General features: G+C 75.7%; 12 protein-coding genes. 6 read left to right on the top strand and 6 right to left on the bottom strand.

Translation table 11 applies throughout. The features are described from left to right. The first annotated feature begins 3 nt into the window (after nt 1–3). Genes VEW93_00825 through VEW93_00810 form a run of 4 tightly spaced genes read left to right on the top strand, consistent with a single transcriptional unit; the run spans nt 4 to nt 4,228 of the window. A complete protein-coding gene (locus tag VEW93_00825; protein HYI60327.1) occupies nt 4–783 on the top strand; it encodes a class I SAM-dependent methyltransferase in 780 nt (259 codons plus the stop codon). Further along, nucleotides 780–1,823: a hypothetical protein gene (locus VEW93_00820; protein ID HYI60326.1), complete on the top strand. Its 1,044-nt coding sequence runs from the start codon at nt 780–782 to the stop codon at nt 1,821–1,823. The genes VEW93_00825 and VEW93_00820 overlap by 4 nt, the downstream gene beginning before the upstream one ends. Before the next feature lie 6 nt (nt 1,824–1,829). Further along, nucleotides 1,830–2,654 carry an HAD family hydrolase gene (locus VEW93_00815; protein HYI60325.1) on the top strand — a complete coding sequence of 275 codons (825 nt, stop codon included), beginning with the start codon at nt 1,830–1,832 and terminating at the stop codon, nt 2,652–2,654. Between the two features lie 32 nt (nt 2,655–2,686). Continuing rightward, nucleotides 2,687–4,228 carry an AMP-binding protein gene (locus VEW93_00810; GenBank protein HYI60324.1) on the top strand — a complete coding sequence of 514 codons (1,542 nt, stop codon included), beginning with the start codon at nt 2,687–2,689 and terminating at the stop codon, nt 4,226–4,228. 205 nt (nt 4,229–4,433) lie between these two features. Here the strand turns inward: VEW93_00810 and VEW93_00805 are convergent, their stop codons facing one another. From VEW93_00805 to VEW93_00795, 3 genes are read right to left on the bottom strand one after another with little or no spacing between them, the layout of a single operon-like run. After that, nucleotides 4,434–5,093, bottom strand: coding sequence for a class I SAM-dependent methyltransferase (locus VEW93_00805; GenBank protein ID HYI60323.1), 660 nt, complete (start codon nt 5,091–5,093; stop codon nt 4,434–4,436). Nucleotides 5,094–5,097: 4 nt separating this feature from the next. Continuing rightward, complete coding sequence (locus VEW93_00800) at nt 5,098–5,622, bottom strand: GtrA family protein (GenBank protein ID HYI60322.1); 525 nt, start codon at nt 5,620–5,622, stop codon at nt 5,098–5,100. Nucleotides 5,623–5,667: 45 nt separating this feature from the next. Then, nucleotides 5,668–6,900 carry a family 1 glycosylhydrolase gene (locus tag VEW93_00795; GenBank protein HYI60321.1) on the bottom strand — a complete coding sequence of 411 codons (1,233 nt, stop codon included), beginning with the start codon at nt 6,898–6,900 and terminating at the stop codon, nt 5,668–5,670. A 32-nt stretch (nt 6,901–6,932) separates the two neighbouring features. Here VEW93_00795 and VEW93_00790 point away from each other — a divergent pair, with 32 nt between their 5' ends. Together VEW93_00790 and VEW93_00785 are read left to right on the top strand one after the other, a co-directional pair. Next, nucleotides 6,933–7,109 (top strand): hypothetical protein, encoded by a 177-nt coding sequence (locus VEW93_00790; GenBank protein HYI60320.1) that lies wholly within the window; start codon nt 6,933–6,935, stop codon nt 7,107–7,109. A 47-nt stretch (nt 7,110–7,156) separates the two neighbouring features. Further along, nucleotides 7,157–8,389 (top strand): PQQ-dependent sugar dehydrogenase, encoded by a 1,233-nt coding sequence (locus VEW93_00785; GenBank protein ID HYI60319.1) that lies wholly within the window; start codon nt 7,157–7,159, stop codon nt 8,387–8,389. Nucleotides 8,390–8,420: 31 nt separating this feature from the next. Here the strand turns inward: VEW93_00785 and VEW93_00780 are convergent, their stop codons facing one another. The 3 genes from VEW93_00780 to VEW93_00770 form a co-directional block, all read right to left on the bottom strand. Then, nucleotides 8,421–11,504, bottom strand: coding sequence for an AAA family ATPase (locus VEW93_00780; protein ID HYI60318.1), 3,084 nt, complete (start codon nt 11,502–11,504; stop codon nt 8,421–8,423). Beyond that, on the bottom strand, nt 11,501–12,727 hold the full coding sequence (locus VEW93_00775; protein HYI60317.1) for an exonuclease SbcCD subunit D: 1,227 nt from the start codon (nt 12,725–12,727) through the stop codon (nt 11,501–11,503). Before VEW93_00775 ends, VEW93_00780 begins: the two co-directional genes overlap by 4 nt. A gap of 93 nt (nt 12,728–12,820) precedes the next feature. After that, complete coding sequence (locus tag VEW93_00770; GenBank protein HYI60316.1) at nt 12,821–14,440, bottom strand: MFS transporter; 1,620 nt, start codon at nt 14,438–14,440, stop codon at nt 12,821–12,823. Nucleotides 14,441–14,448 lie beyond the last annotated feature (8 nt).

Here is a 14,448-nt window from a genome sequence, read left to right as displayed (position 1 = left end):
CCCGTGCTGACCGTGGACTACGACCGCCTGGAGCTCCGGCCCGGGCACCTGGTGCTGGACATGGGGGCGGGCGCCGGGCGCCACGCCTACGAGGCCTTCCGGCGGGGGGCCCGGGTGGTGGCCCTGGACTACGGCTTCGGCGAGCTGCCCGAGGTGCTGGCCCTGTTCACGGCCATGGCCGAGGCGGGCCAGGCCGGTACCCGGCCCGATGCCCTAGGCGCAGCGGTCAACGGGGACGGGACCCGGTTGCCGTTCCCGGACGCCACCTTCGACCGCATCATCTGCTCCGAGGTGCTGGAGCACATCCCCGACGACGTGGCCGCCCTGCGGGAGCTGCGCCGGGTGCTCAAGCCCGACGGGGTGCTGGCCGCCACCGTGCCCACCTGGTTCCCCGAGCAGGTGTGCTGGAAGCTGTCCGAGGAGTACCACGCCCCCTTCGTGCCCGGCGGCCACGTGCGCATCTTCGGCGAGCCCGAGCTGCGCCGGAAGATGCGGGCCACCGGCTTCCACCCCGGCGACAGCCACCACGCCCACGCCCTGCACTCGCCCTACTGGTGGCTGAAGTGCGCGGTGGGCCCCACCAACGACGACCACCCCCTGGTCCGGGCCTACCACCGGCTCCTGGTGTGGGACATCGCCAAGGCCCCCAAGCTGACCCGCTGGACCGAGAGAGCCCTCAACCCCGTGCTGGGCAAGAGCCTGGTCGTCTACGCCCGGGCCACCGCCCGGCGCCCCGGGCCCACCGCGGCCGACGACGTGGCCCGCACCGAGGTGGGAGCGTGAGCACGCCCGCCGTGGCCGGCCTGGCCAGCGCGGCCCAGGTGCAGGAGACCGTCGACGCCATCGCCGAGTGGCAGCTGCCCAGCGGGATGGTCCCGTGGTTCCCCGGCGGCCACGCCGACCCGTGGAACCACGTCGAGGCGGCCATGGCCCTGGCCCTGGGCGGCCGGGTGGCCGAGGCCGAGCGGGCCTACCAGTGGCTGGCCGACCTGCAGCGCCCCGACGGCTCGTGGCACCAGTACTACCTGGACGGCTCGGTCGAGCAGGACAAGCTGGACGCCAACGTCATCGCCTACGTGGCCGCCGGGGCCTGGCACCACTGGCTGCTGACCCGGGACCGGGGCTTCGCCGAGGCCCTGTGGCCGGTGGTCGACGCGGCCATGGGCTTCGTGCTCGACCTGCAGACCGAGCGGGGCGAGATCCTCTGGGCCCGCCACGCCGATGGCACCCCGTGGAGCTTCGCCCTCCTCACCGGCTCCTCCAGCATCTGCCACAGCCTCCGCTGCGCCGCCGCCCTGGCCGCCGAGCTGGGCCACGAGCGGCCGGCCTGGATGGCCGCCGCCCGGCGCCTGGCCCAGGTCATCCGCACCGAGCCCGACGCCTTCGCCCCCAAGCACCGGTGGGCCATGGACTGGTACTACCCGGTCCTGGGCGGGGCCGTCCTGGGCGACGCCGGCCGGGAGCGCCTGGCCCACCGGCAGGCCGCCTTCGTCATGGACGGCCGGGGCGTGCGCTGCGTGTCGGACCGACCGTGGGTCACCGTGGCCGAGACCTGCGAGTGCGCCATGGCCTACCTGGCCGTGGGCGACCGGGAGACGGCCACCACCCTGTTCCGCTGGGCGCAGCAGTTCCGGGAGCCGGGCGGCCGGTACTGGACCGGCACCGTGTACCCGGAGGAGGTCCACTTCCCCGGCGGGGAGCAGTCGACCTACACGGCAGCCACCGTGGTCCTCGCCGCCGACGCCCTCGGCGGGTGCAGCCCGGCCTCGGCCCTGTTCGTCGACCACGACGCCCTGCTCCCCTCCCTCTCCGTGCCGGCCTGAGCCGGCGTGGCCCCCGACGAGGCCCCGGACCTGGTCCCGCTGCGGGTCAGGCTGGTGGCCTCCGACCTGGACGGCACCCTCCTCGACCGCACCGGTGACCTGTCGGTCCGCACCCGGGCCGCCCTCGACCGGGTGCGGGGCACCGGGGTCGACGTGGTGGCCGTCACCGGCCGGCCGCCCCGTTGGGTCACCGGCCTGGACCTGGGCCCCGGGGTGGCCGTGTGCTCCAACGGGGCCCTGGTCATCGACCTGCCGTCCGGGGACGTGGTGGCCGAGCGGGCCCTCACCCCGGAGGCCGCGGCCGAGGTCGTGGCCCGGCTCCGGGGCCTGCACCCCCAGGGGATGATGGCCGTGGAGCGGGCCGACGGGGTGGGCATGGAGTCGGCCTGGCACGAGCAGGTGCCCCGGGCCCTCGACGCCACCGTGGGACCGGCCGAGGAGCTGGTGGCCGACCGGCCGGCGGCCAAGATCCTGCTCAAGGTGCCGGGCACCTCGGGCGACGCCTACATCGACGCCGCCGCCGAGGCCGTGGGCGACCTGGGCGAGGTCACGGCCAGCGGCGCGCTCCAGCTGGTCGAGGTCTCCGCCCCCGGGGTGACCAAGGCGACGACCCTGGCCATGGTGTGCCAGGAGCGGCACGTGGCCGCGGCCGACGTGGTGGCCTTCGGCGACGCCCGCAACGACCTGGCCATGCTGGCCTGGGCCGGCTGGGGGGTGGCCATGGCCGACGCCCACCCCACCGTCATCGAGGTGGCCGACGACGTCACCGACTCCACCGACCACGACGGCGTGGCCGCCTGGCTGGAGGCCCACCTGGCCCCGCCCCCCTGAGGGCCGCCCCCGCTTGGCTACGGTGCCGGGCCATGTCGTTCCCCGGGACCTTCGCCGCCTCCTCCCCCGACAAGCCGGCCGTGATCATGGCCGGCTCGGGCGAGGTGCTCACCTACGCCGAGCTGGACGAGCGGGCCACCCGGCTGGCCAACCTGCTGGGCTCGCTGGGCCTCGTCCCCGGCGACCACGTCGCCTTCTGCATCGAGAACCAGGTCCGGTTCCTGGAGGTGGCCTGGGGGTGCCACTACGCCGGGCTCTACTACACCGCCACCTCCACCCGGCTCACGCCGGGCGAGCTGAGCTACATCATCGACGACTGCGGGGCCAAGGCGTTCATCGCCTCCCACGCCCTGGCCGAGCTGGCCGCGGCCACGGTGGCCGACACCCCCGGGGTCACCGACCGGCTCATGCTGGACGGCACCATCGAGGGCTTCGCCTCCTACGAGGACGCCCTGGCCTCGGCCTCGGCGGAGCCTGGTCCCGACCGGCAGGAGGGCGTGGACATGCTCTACAGCTCCGGCACCACCGGCCGGCCCAAGGGCGTCCAGGTCCCCCTCCCCGGTCAGCCCCTGGGCACCAAGCCGGCCCTCAGCATGGTGGCCGAGATGCTCCTGGCCTACGCCGAGCCCATGGTGTACCTGAACCCGGCCCCGCTGTACCACGCCGCCCCGCTGCGCTTCACCATGGCCGTGCACCGGGTGGGTGGCACCGCGGTGGTGATGGAGCACTTCGACCCGGCCGAGGCCCTGGCCCTCATCCAGCGCCACCGCATCACCCACAGCCAGTGGGTCCCCACCATGTTCATCCGCATGTTGAAGCTGCCGGAGGAGGAGCGCGCCGCCCACGACGTCTCGTCCATGGAGATGATGGTCCACGCCGCCGCCCCCTGCCCGGTGGAGGTCAAGCGCCGCATCATCGAGTGGTTCGGGCCCGTGGTGCACGAGTACTACGCCGGCACCGAGGGCAACGGCTTCGTGTACTGCAACAGCGAGCAGTGGCTGGCCCACCCGGGCACGGTGGGCACCAACCTGCTGGGCGCGCTGCACATCACCGACGACGACGGAGCGGAGCTGCCCGTCGGCGAGCCGGGCACGGTCTGGTTCGAGGGCGGGGCCACCTTCGAGTACCACAACGACCCGGAGAAGACGGCCGGGTCCCGGCACCCCGAGGGCTGGTCGACCCTGGGGGACGTGGGCCGCCTGGACTCCGACGGCTTCCTGTACCTGACCGACCGCAAGGCGTACATGATCATCACCGGCGGGGTGAACGTGTACCCCCAGGAGGCCGAGAACGTCCTGGCCATGCACCCCCAGGTGGCCGACGTGGCCGTCTTCGGCGTGCCCAACGAGGACTTCGGCGAGGAGGTCAAGGCCGTGGTGCAGCCCATGGCCATGGACGACGCCGGCCCCGACCTGGAGCGGGAGCTCATCGCCTACTGTCGGGAGCAGCTGGCCGACGTGAAGTGCCCCCGCAGCGTCGACTTCCGGCCCGAGCTGCCCCGCCACCCCACCGGGAAGCTCTACAAGCGCCTGCTCAAGGACGAGTACTGGGAGGCGGCCGGCCGCTCCATCTGAGCGCCCGTGTCGGCAGGCTGGTGGCAACCACTGTGCCAAAAACCCGTCGACAGGAACAGGAACGGGTTCTAATGTGGGCGCCGGTGAGCGAGGCCGTGACGCTGCTCCTGTTCGCCGGGTCGGTGGTGCACCAGCCCGTCGGCGCCGAGCAGCGTCACGGCTTCAGCCTCACCGGGGCCGCGGGGCGGCTCCGATGGGGCGGCGGTCACCCCACGCGGGTGAGGACCCGGAGCGAGCCCACGGCCCGGCGCTCCACGAAGCGGCCGGAGGCCAGGGCCGGGAGGTAGATCTCCTGGTACGGCGGCCGGCCACCGTCGGCCGGGTCGGGGAAGACGTCGTGGATGGCCAGCGTGCCCCCGGGGGCCACGTGCGGCGTCCACCCGTCGTGGTCGGCCCGGGCCGGCTCCACCCCGTGGCCCCCGTCGATGAAGCACAGAGCCAGCGGCGTGCCCCACACCCGGGCCACGGCCGGCGAGGGGCCCACGGCCGCGATGACCACGTCCTCCAGGCCGGCCCGGAGCACGGTGCGGCGGAAGGTGGGCAGCGTGTCCATGCGCCCGACCTCCGGGTCGACCAGGTCGGGCTCGTGGTGCTCCCACCCGGCCTGGTTCTCCTCGGAGCCCCGGTGGTGGTCGACCGCCACCACCACCGTCCCGGCGGCCCGGGCCGCCGCCCCCAGCCAGACCGTCGAGCGCCCGCAGTACGAGCCCACCTCCAGGAACGGCGCCCCCGGCACAGCGGCGGTCGCCTCTCCCGCCGCCTCGTACAGGGCGTCGCCCTCCTCGGGGGGCATGAACCCGCGGGCGGCCAGGGCGGCGGCCCGCAGGGCGGGATCGAGCGGGGGGAACGGGGCGGCGCCAGGCACGGCGTCAGATCTCGGTGGCGCTGGCGGCCCGGGCCTCGACCACGGCCTCCTCGCGCTCGAAGTCCTCGTCGTAGGGGGTGTGGTGGGTGGGGCCGAACATGATCTTGTCCAGGAACAGGTACTTGAGCACCCACAGGATCCCGAAGCCGGCCACGCTGGCGGCCAGCACAGCGACCACGTGCAGGAGGGTGTCACCGTCGGTCATCTCGTCGGCCAGGTACACCATGCCCGTGGACAGGCCCCAGCCGGCCACGGTGAACACCCAGAACGGGATGACCTCCCGCCGGACCCGGGCCCGGCCCGACTTGCCCCACACCCAGTACTTGTTCATGGCGAAGGCGGGGATGGAGACGGCCATGGTGGCGGCCAGGTTCGACGGCTCCGGGTCCCAGTCCAGGCCCTTGTAGAAGATCAGGATGACGACCTGGGTGAGGACCACCATCAACATCGACGTGGACGCGTACCGGATCATCCGGCGGCCCGACTCGGTGCGGCTGTGCTCGAGCAAGCCCCTGGGCGTGAGGATCACGAGGGGGCAACCTAGTGGCGCCGCTCCCGGGCCACGTAGCCCGGATCAGGGGATGGAGGCCGGGAGGGCGTTGTTGCGGGCCACCGAGCCCAGCCAACGGGCGCTGGCCTTGGGGGTGCGGGCGTAGGTGGTGCGGTCCACCTCGACCAGGCCGAAGCGGGGCCCGTAGCCGAAGGCCCACTCGAAGTTGTCGAGCAGGCTCCAGCACGTGTAGCCCCGCACGTCGATGCCGTCGTCCAGGCACCGCAGCACGCCGCCCAGGGCGTGGTGCAGGTAGCGGATGCGCTGCGCGTCGTCGGTGGTGCCGATGCCGTTCTCGGTGACCAGCAGCGGCACCCGGCCCCCGGTGCAGTCCCAGGCCCGGCGCAGCGTGGCCTCCAGCGCGTCGGGCCAGTACTCGTAGCCCATGGCCAGCTGCTCGACGCCGGGCTCCGGTCCCAGGCGGCCCTCGGCGCCCCAGCGCTCACGGCTGTAGGTCTGGACGCCGAGGAAGTCATCGCCCTCGGTGGCGGCCAGGAAGCGGTCCTCCATCAGGGCCCGGGTGCGGTCGATGCGGGCCTGGGCCGCGGCCCGCGCGTCGTCGGTCTCCCCCACCGCCACCCACTCGGCCATGGACAGGGTGAGGCCCACGGGCACGCCGGCGACCGCCCCCCGGAAGGCCTCGACGGCCCGGCGGTGGGCGGTGACGAACCGGTCGCCCACCTCCCGGGCCAGGTCCTTGTCGCTCTTGCCGGGCGGGAAGGCGGCCAGCAGCCAACCGCAGAAGGAGACGATGTTGGGCTCGTTGATGGTGCAGGCCCGGGCGATGCGGTCGGCGCCCAGGTGGGCCGCGGCCCGCTCCACGAAGGAGGCGAAGCGGTCGACGGTGGCGTCGCTCTCCCAGCCGCCCCGGTCGGCCACCCAGCGCGGGGTGGTGAAGTGGTGGAAGGTCACCACCGGCTCGATGTCCCGCTCGCGGAGGCGGTCGCACCAGCGGGCGTAGTGGTCGAGGGTGGCGACGGACCAGTCGCCCTCCTCGGGCTCGATGCGGCTCCACTCCAGCGAGAAGCGGTAGGAGCCCAGGCCCAGGTTGCGGACCAGGTCCACGTCCTCGCTCCACCGGTTCCACGAGTCGCAGGCGTCGCCGCTGGGCTCCTGGCACCCGGAGCCGGGCGTGTGCTCGAAGCGCCACCAGTCGTTGTTCCAGTTCCCGCCCTCGATCTGGTGCGCCGCGGTGGCCGTCCCCCACACGAAGCCGTCAGGGAACCGGCGGGGACGGGACGACGGGACTGCGGCCATCAGGCGATGGTAGGCCCGGGCACCGTGCCAGGATGGATGTCGTGCACCAGGGCGCCGTCGACGAGCTGATCCGGGAGCTCGCACCCGAGGCGCCCGAGGTCGACACCCTTCCGGGGGAAGAACCCGACGGCGGTCCCCGACCGGTGGCCAGCCGCCGGGGGGCCCGCCCGCCCCTGGCCGCCGAGGCCCACCCCCGGGGGGCGTGGTGACCAGGTCCCGGCGTCGGCCCGGCCGTCGGTGGAGACGTGCCGGGGTCGTGGCCGCCACCGCCCTGCTGGTGGTGGGCGCCGCGGCCTGCGGCGACGACGAGCCGTCCGGACCGGGCAGCACCGTCGAGGGCCGGGCCCCGACCACGGCGACGCCCCCCGACGGTGACAGCGGGTCGACCTCGACCTCGGCACCGGCCGAGCCGGCCCCGCCCCTGGCCGAGGTGGCCGTCACCCTGGCCCCGGTGGCCGAGCTGGACGCCCCGACCAAGCTGGTGGCCCGGCCCGGGAGCGAGACCCTGTACGTGGCCGAGCAGGAGGGCCGGGTGGCCACCCTGGTGCCCGACGGCGACACCCTCACCGAGGGGCCCACGGCGCTCGACCTCACCGACGTCACCCTCAGCGGCGGCGAGCGGGGCCTGCTGGGGCTGGCCTTCGCCCCCGACGGCGACACCCTGTACGTCCACCACAGCGGCCTGGACGGCGAGACCCGGGTGGCCGCCTTCGCCATGGACGGCGAGGTGGCCGACACCGGCAGCCGCACCGACCTGCTGGAGGTGGCCCAGCCCTACGCCAACCACGACGGCGGGGAGCTGGTGGTCGACGACGAGGGCCACCTGTGGATCGGCCTGGGCGACGGGGGCGCCGGCGGCGACCCGGAGGACCGGGCCCAGGACCCCGACGACCTGCTGGGCAAGATCCTGCGCATCGACCCCACCACCCCGTCCGGCGACCTCCCCTACTCCATCCCCCGGGGCAACCCCTACGCCGAGGGGGGCGGGCGGCCCGAGATCGCCGTCACCGGCCTGCGCAACCCGTGGCGCTTCCGCTTCGACCCCGACTCCGGCGACCTGTGGGTGGCCGATGTGGGCCAGGACGCGCTGGAGGAGATCGACCACCTGCCGGCCGACGAGGTCCTGGGGGCCAACCTGGGCTGGAGCCGGTTCGAGGCGTCGGCCGTCTACGACGAGAGCCGTGAGGTCCGGGGGGGCGAGGCCGTGGGCCCCGTCTTCGAGATGCGCCACGGCGACGGCTGGTGCTCGGTCACCGGTGGGCCCGTGTACCGGGGCACGGCCGTCCCCGGCCTGGACGGCGCCTACCTGTTCGGGGACTTCTGCAAGCCCGGCCTGGCCGCCCTCCGGCTGGCCGACGGCCAGGTGGCCGAGACCACGGTCCTGGACGACACCGTCACCTCGGTCACCTCGATCGACACCGACGGTGACGGCGAGGTCTACGTCCTCAGCCAGGAGGGGCCGATCTACCGGCTCACCGCCGCCACCTGACCCGGCGGCACGACCCGACCGCACGACCGGCCTAGGCCGAGGGCGGCGCCCCCACCTGCACGTGCGAGCCGGCGCGGCCCCGCCGGACCTCGATGCCGGAGGTGATGCGCTCACGGAGGCCGTGCACGTGGCTGATGACGCCGACCATGCGCCCGCCGGCCCGCAGCCGATCCAGCTCGTCGAGGGCGAGCTGGAGGGCGTCGGCGTCGAGGGTGCCGAAGCCCTCGTCGATGAACAGCGAGTCGAGGCGGATGCCACCGGCTCGCTCGGCGGTCACGTCGGCCAGCCCCAGGGCCAGGGCCAGCGATGCCTGGAAGGTCTCGCCCCCCGACAGGGACGTGACCTCCCGCTCCTGGCCGTTGTAGGCGTCGTGGACCCGCAGGTCGAGGCCGGCCCGGGCGCCCCGGCTCGACCCGGTGTGGACGCGCAGGGCGTAACGGTGGTCGGTCATGACGGCGAGGCGCTCGTTGGCCCGGGCGCACACCGTCTCGAAGTGGGAGGCCAGGACCCACCGCTGCAGGGAGACGCGGTCGGCCCCGCGCCCCGAGCACACCTCGGCCAGCCGGCGCCGCACCTCGTGCTCGGCCACGGCCACGGCCAGCTCGGCGCCGTGCTCGGCGTGCTCGGCCGCCACCTCGGCCACCTGCCCGGCCGTCGCCCCCAGGCGGACCTGGGCCTCGACCAGGGCCCGGGCCCGCTCGGCGGCGGTGACGGCGGCGGTCGCCGCCGGGGCCGGGTCGGGGCGCTCGTCGGGCAGGCCGGCCAGGCGGGGCTGGGCCAGCGCCGCCGCCACCTCGGTCGTCTCCGCCTCGGCCCGGGCCAGGGCCGAGGCCAGGGTCCGGATGTCGTCGTCGGACAGGCCGGCGGCCTCCACCGCGGCCACGTCGGGCAACCCCTCACCGGCCAGGGCCCCGGTGCAAGCGGCCTGGGCCTCGGTGTCGGCCGCTTCGGCCCGCGCCGCCTCGGCCCGGGCCGCGCCCAGGGCCACCAGGGCGGTCCCCACGTCGCCCAGGGCCGCCGAGGCGGGGCCGGCCACCGCGGCGTCGACCCCCTCCCCCATCACGTCCTCGACCTCGGCCACCGCGGTGGCCACCGCCTCGGCCGCCGTGGCCGCCGCGGCCTCGGCCCGGGCCGCGGCCTCGGTGTCGGCCACGGCCCGGCGGCGGGCCTCGTCCCGCTCGGCCCTCAGGTCCTCGACCCGCTGCCGGTGCTCGGGCAGCAGGTCGGCCTCGGCCCGGGTCGCGTCGAGCTCGGCCCGGGTCGTGTCGAGCCGGTCGGCCACCCCGGCGGGGTCGATGGCGGCCTCGCCGGCCTCGACCCGGATGTCGGCCCGGTCGGCCTCGGCCTGGCGCAGGGCGTCGAGGGCCCGCACCCGCAGGCGGCCGGCCTCCTCGGCGGCCTGCTCGGCCCGGTCGACCTCGGCCCGGGTGGGCGCCCCCGGGCGGGGGGCGGTCGGGTCCGGATGCTCGGCGCTGCCGCACACGGGGCACGCCTGGCCGGGGCGCAGCCCCTGGGCCAGCTCGGCGGCCATGCCCTCGACCTGGGCCTGGCGGGCCGTGGCGAAGGCCAGGCGGGCCTCGGCCTCGGCCGCGGTCCGGGCCGTGACCCGGTCCTTCACCTCGGCCACGGCCTCGTCGGCCGCCGGCAGGCGGCGGGCCGCGGCCGACCAGCGGGCCAGCCGCCACACATCGGCCTTCAGCCCCTCGGCCCGGGCCGAGGCGGCCTCGGCCGCGGCCACGGCCCGCTGGGCCTGGTCGATCTCGGCCTCGGTGGCCGCGGCCCGGGCCGTGAACCCGGCAGCCCGGGCGGTGCGGCTCTCCATGTCGTGCCCGGCCCGCTCGGCCCGCCGGCCGGCTTCCTGGGCCCGGGCCGCGGCGGCCGCGGCCCGTCCCACCTCGCCGGTGCGCCGGACGACGGCCTCGGCCGCGGCTCGCAACCAGGCGTCGTCCACCGTGGCCAGCTCCGGGCCGTCGAGGGGGTGGCCGTCGAGGGGGTCGGGAAGGGCCACGGGCACCGATGCCCACGCCCCGGCCAGGCGCTCGGCGGCGGCCACGACGGCCCGCCCGGTCTCGTCGCGCTCGGCCGCGGTGCGGGCCGCGGCGGCCACCACGGGCCGGAGCCGGGCCGCGCTCTCGGCCCGCCGCAGGTGCTGGCGCGAGGCGGCCAGGGCCGGGGCCCGGGTGGCCAGCTCGGCGGCCCGGGCGCTGAGGGCGGCGCGCTCGTCCCAGCGCGCTGCGGCGTCGGCGTCCCGCCCGGCCTCGGCCCGGGCCCCCTCGACCTCGGCCTCGGCCCCCTCGGCCTGGGCGGCAACGGCCCGGTAGGCCGTGTCGAGGGCCGCGGCCCACCGGTCGAGGGCGCGCTGGTCGACCGGGATGTCGGTGGCCGGCGGGTCGGTGAGCTCGGGGCCGAGCAGCCCGTCGAGCCGGCCGGCGGAGGGGGCCAGGTCGGCGGCCAGGCGCCGCATCTCGGCCACGGCCGTCCGGCGCCGCATGTCCTGCTCGTGCTCTGCCTGGCCGATGGCCCGGGCCTCGGCCCGGGCCGCGTCGTCGAGGTGGCGGGCCACGTCCTCGAACAGCGTGGTGCCGAAGAGGGACTTGAGCAGGTCCTCCCGCTCGGCCGAGGTGGCCCGCAGCACCTGCTCGAAGCGGCCCTGGGGCAGGACCACCACCCGGCGGAACTCGGCCAGCGACAGGCCGATCCGCTCGGCCAGGAGGCGGTTCACGTCGGTGACCTTGGTGGCCACCACGTCGACCCCGCCCCCGGCCCGGCGCTCCAGCACCGCCTTGGTGGCGGCCTGGGCCGCGGTGCCGTCCCGCCGGGTGCGCCAGCGGGGGGCCTCCCGGCGCACGCACCACTCGTCGGCCCCCAGCCGGAACCGCAGCTCCACCCGGGGGGTGGCGCCCCGGGCGTGGTCGGAGTGGAGCCGGGGCACGGGGCGGTCGCCCGCCGTCTCGCCGTAGAGGGCGAAGCACAGGGCGTCGAGCAGAAAGCTCTTGCCCGCCCCGGTGGGGCCCCAGATGAGGAACAGGCCGGCGTCGCCCAGGGCGGCGAAGTCGACGACCTGCGACGTGGCAAAGGGGCCGAACGCCTCGACCTCCAGGCGCAGCGGCCTCACGCCACCGCCCCGGCGGCCCCGACACCATCGCCCGGGCCGCCGCCGGCCGCGGCCACGGGGACCAGGGGGCGCTCCTGCCGGCCGGCGGCCACCGCCGCGAAGGCGGCGGCCAGGAGGGCGGCCTCGTCGTCGGCCGCCGGCCGACCCAGCTGCTGGCCCAGGAAGGCCAGGGCCAGGTCGAGGTCGGTGACCTCGTCGGCCCGGTGGCGGATGTCGGCCGGCCCGGCCCCCGCGGCCGGGGCCCGGTGCTCCAGCACCACGGCGTGGGGGAAGCGGTCGCGCAGGCGGTCCATGGCGTGGCGGGGCAGGACCTCGTCGGTGAGGCGGGCCCGCACCCACGCCCCCTCGGCGGCCCGGTGGGCCGGGTCGGCCAGCAGGGCCTCCAACCGGCCCTCCAGGGTGACGACGGGCCGCTCCACCCCCAGGGGCACGACCTCGCCCGCGACGGTGCCGTCGGGGGCCAGGTCGACCAGGCGGACCGACGAGGGCTGGGTCTCGGAGAACGAGTAGGGCAGCAGCGAGCCCGAGTAGGCCAGGCCCTCGGCCGGGGCCTGGGGGCGGTGCAGGTGGCCGAGAGCGGTGTAGGTGATGCCGTCGAACACGTCGAGCGGCACCCGATCGACCCCGCCCACGCTCAGCTCCCGCTCGCTGTCGGACGGGGCGGCACCGGCCACGAAGGCGTGGGCCACCACCACCGACCGCACCGGGCCCCGGGCGGCCAGGTCGGCCCGCACCGCGTCGAGGGCCCAGGCCATCACGTCGTGCTGGGTGGTGCGGCGGCCCGGAGGGGCGGCCCCCTGCTCGGCCCCGGCGGCCAGGGGCTCCTGGTAGGGCACCGGGTGCACCACCAGGTCAGGACCGCCGTCGGTGGCCGGGACCACCACCGGGGCGGCCGGGTCGAACCGGCCGCGCAGGGTCACGCCCCCGGCCCGGAGCAGCGGATCGAGCGCCCCCACCCGGTTGGGCGAGTCGTGGTTGCCGGTGATGGCCACCACCACGGCCCCGGTGGCCCGCAGCTCGCCCAGCACGTCGCCCAACAGGTCGACGGCGTCGGCCGGGGGGATGGCCCGGTCGTACACGTCGCCGGCCACCACCACCACGTCGACGGCGGCGGCCCGGGCGATGTCGACCACCCGGGTGAGGGCCCGGCGCTGGTCGCCCAGCAGCGGCGCGCCGTGGAAGACCCGGCCCAGGTGCCAGTCGGAGGTGTGCAGGACCCTCATGGCGAACGAGAGTACGGAGGGGGTGTGACAGCCCGGTGGATGCCTGGTGGCGCCGATCGGGGGCCCGGAGGGTGGTCGGCGGGGCCCGGACGGTCAGGGGGCGGGGTCGGCGTCGGGCTCGTGGGACGCGGTGAGGCGCTCCCGCTCCTCCTGCATGGCGGTCAGCACCGCCATCATGATCTTGTTCATGTCCTCGTCCAGGAAGCGCCGGGCCCGGAACAGCACCGCGGCCCCGATGAACGACAGCGGGGACACCAGCAGGAAGGCGGTGCGCAGGTTGCTGTCGAAGCTGGCCGACAGCCACGACACGATGAACGGCGCCGCGGCCTGGCCGAAGACCACGGCGATGAGGTTGAAGGCCCCGAACCCGGCCCCCCGCAGGTGGGCCGGCAGGGCGTCGGTGAGCCCGGCCCGCAGGCCGGGGATGGCCATGCACACCACGAACAGCCCCAGGAGCTGCATGCCGTAGGCCGGGAAGAACACCCCGGGCGTGAACTCGGGCCGTTCGATCGACCCGTAGGCCACCAGGTCGGAGCCGGGCTGCTCGACCTCGTGGTCGCGGCAGTCCATCTCGTCCTCGGGGTCGGGGTCGCCCCCGGCGTTGGCCACCTGGGCCACCTCGGCGCACACCGCCGGCGGGGCCACGATCTCGGTCCGGGTGGTCTCCAGGGCGTAGGAGGCGGTGAACAGGCCGGTGCCGATGAACAGGAAGATGGCCGGCAGGGCCAGGCGGCCGCCCTTGATCTTGGTGGCGTAGCGGTCGGCCACCCGGCCGCCCAGGAGCACGCCGGGGACGCCGCCCACGATGGCCAGGGCCCCGAACCACACCTCACCGGCCCCCGGGGCCACGCCCATGTGGCGGATGTAGTACTGCGGCAGCCACACGGCGATGGCGGTGACGGTGAACAGCAGGGCCGCCACCCCGACCAGGGAGTAGCGCATGGTGCGGATGTCCATGATGGTCCGCATGTCGGCCCGCAGGCCCGAGACCATGTCCTTGCAGAAGGCCCAGAAGCCGTTCTCGAACAGGTCGACGTGCTCCTCGGCGTGCTCGATGGCCAGGTCGCCCTCGCCCAGGCCCAGGCGGTCGGCGGTGCCCCGCTTGGGCTCCCGCATCCGGAACACCAGCAGGGCGACCAGCAGGCCGGGCAGGGCCACCACCACCAGGGCCCAGCGCCACCCCACCGTCTCGCCCAGGATGCCGCCCAGCAGGACGCCCAGCCCGGTGCCCAGCAGCAGCATGACCTGCTGGATGGAGAAGGCCCGGCCCCGCTTCTCGACCGGGTAGTGGTCGCCGATGAGGCTGGCCGCCGAGGGCTCGGTGACGGCCTGGCCGAAGCCCAGGGCCGAACGCAGGGCCACCAGCATCCCGAAGTTGAGGGAGAGGGCGCCGGCCCCGGAGAGGACCGACCAGCCCACCACGGTCTGGCCGATGGAGCGGGTCCGGTGCCACCGGTCGGCCAGGTAGCCGGCGGGCACGGTGACCAGGCCGTTGAACAGCAGTCCCAGGGAGATCAGCAGGCCGATGCCGAAGTCACCGACCCCGAACTCGCGCTGCAGGGGGTAGATGAGGCCCCGGATGATGTTCTTGTCGATCTCGTCCATGAGCATCACGAAGCCGAGCACCCACATGGGCTCCCGCAGGACGCTCAGGCGGGCCGGCGGTCCCGCCGGCTCGGCCTGGCCCGCCCCGGTCGTCTCCACGTCGCCCACGGCCGCCC

The organism is Acidimicrobiales bacterium (genome assembly GCA_035630295.1).
GTDB lineage: Bacteria > Actinomycetota > Acidimicrobiia > Acidimicrobiales > Iamiaceae > Iamia.
The sequence above is the reverse complement of the archived record's forward strand: the minus strand, read 5'-3'. Positions and strand labels throughout refer to the sequence as shown.

What these genes read in the sequence shown, in the direction of transcription:
- VEW93_00775 (HYI60317.1), bottom strand. Translation starts at nt 12,727, where the DNA reads ATGAGGGTCCTGCACACCTCCGACTGGCACCTGGGCCGGGTCTTCCAC.
- VEW93_00795 (HYI60321.1), bottom strand. Translation starts at nt 6,900, where the DNA reads ATGGCCGCAGTCCCGTCGTCCCGTCCCCGCCGGTTCCCTGACGGCTTC.
- VEW93_00810 (HYI60324.1), top strand. Translation starts at nt 2,687, where the DNA reads ATGTCGTTCCCCGGGACCTTCGCCGCCTCCTCCCCCGACAAGCCGGCC.
- VEW93_00790 (HYI60320.1), top strand. Translation starts at nt 6,933, where the DNA reads ATGGATGTCGTGCACCAGGGCGCCGTCGACGAGCTGATCCGGGAGCTC.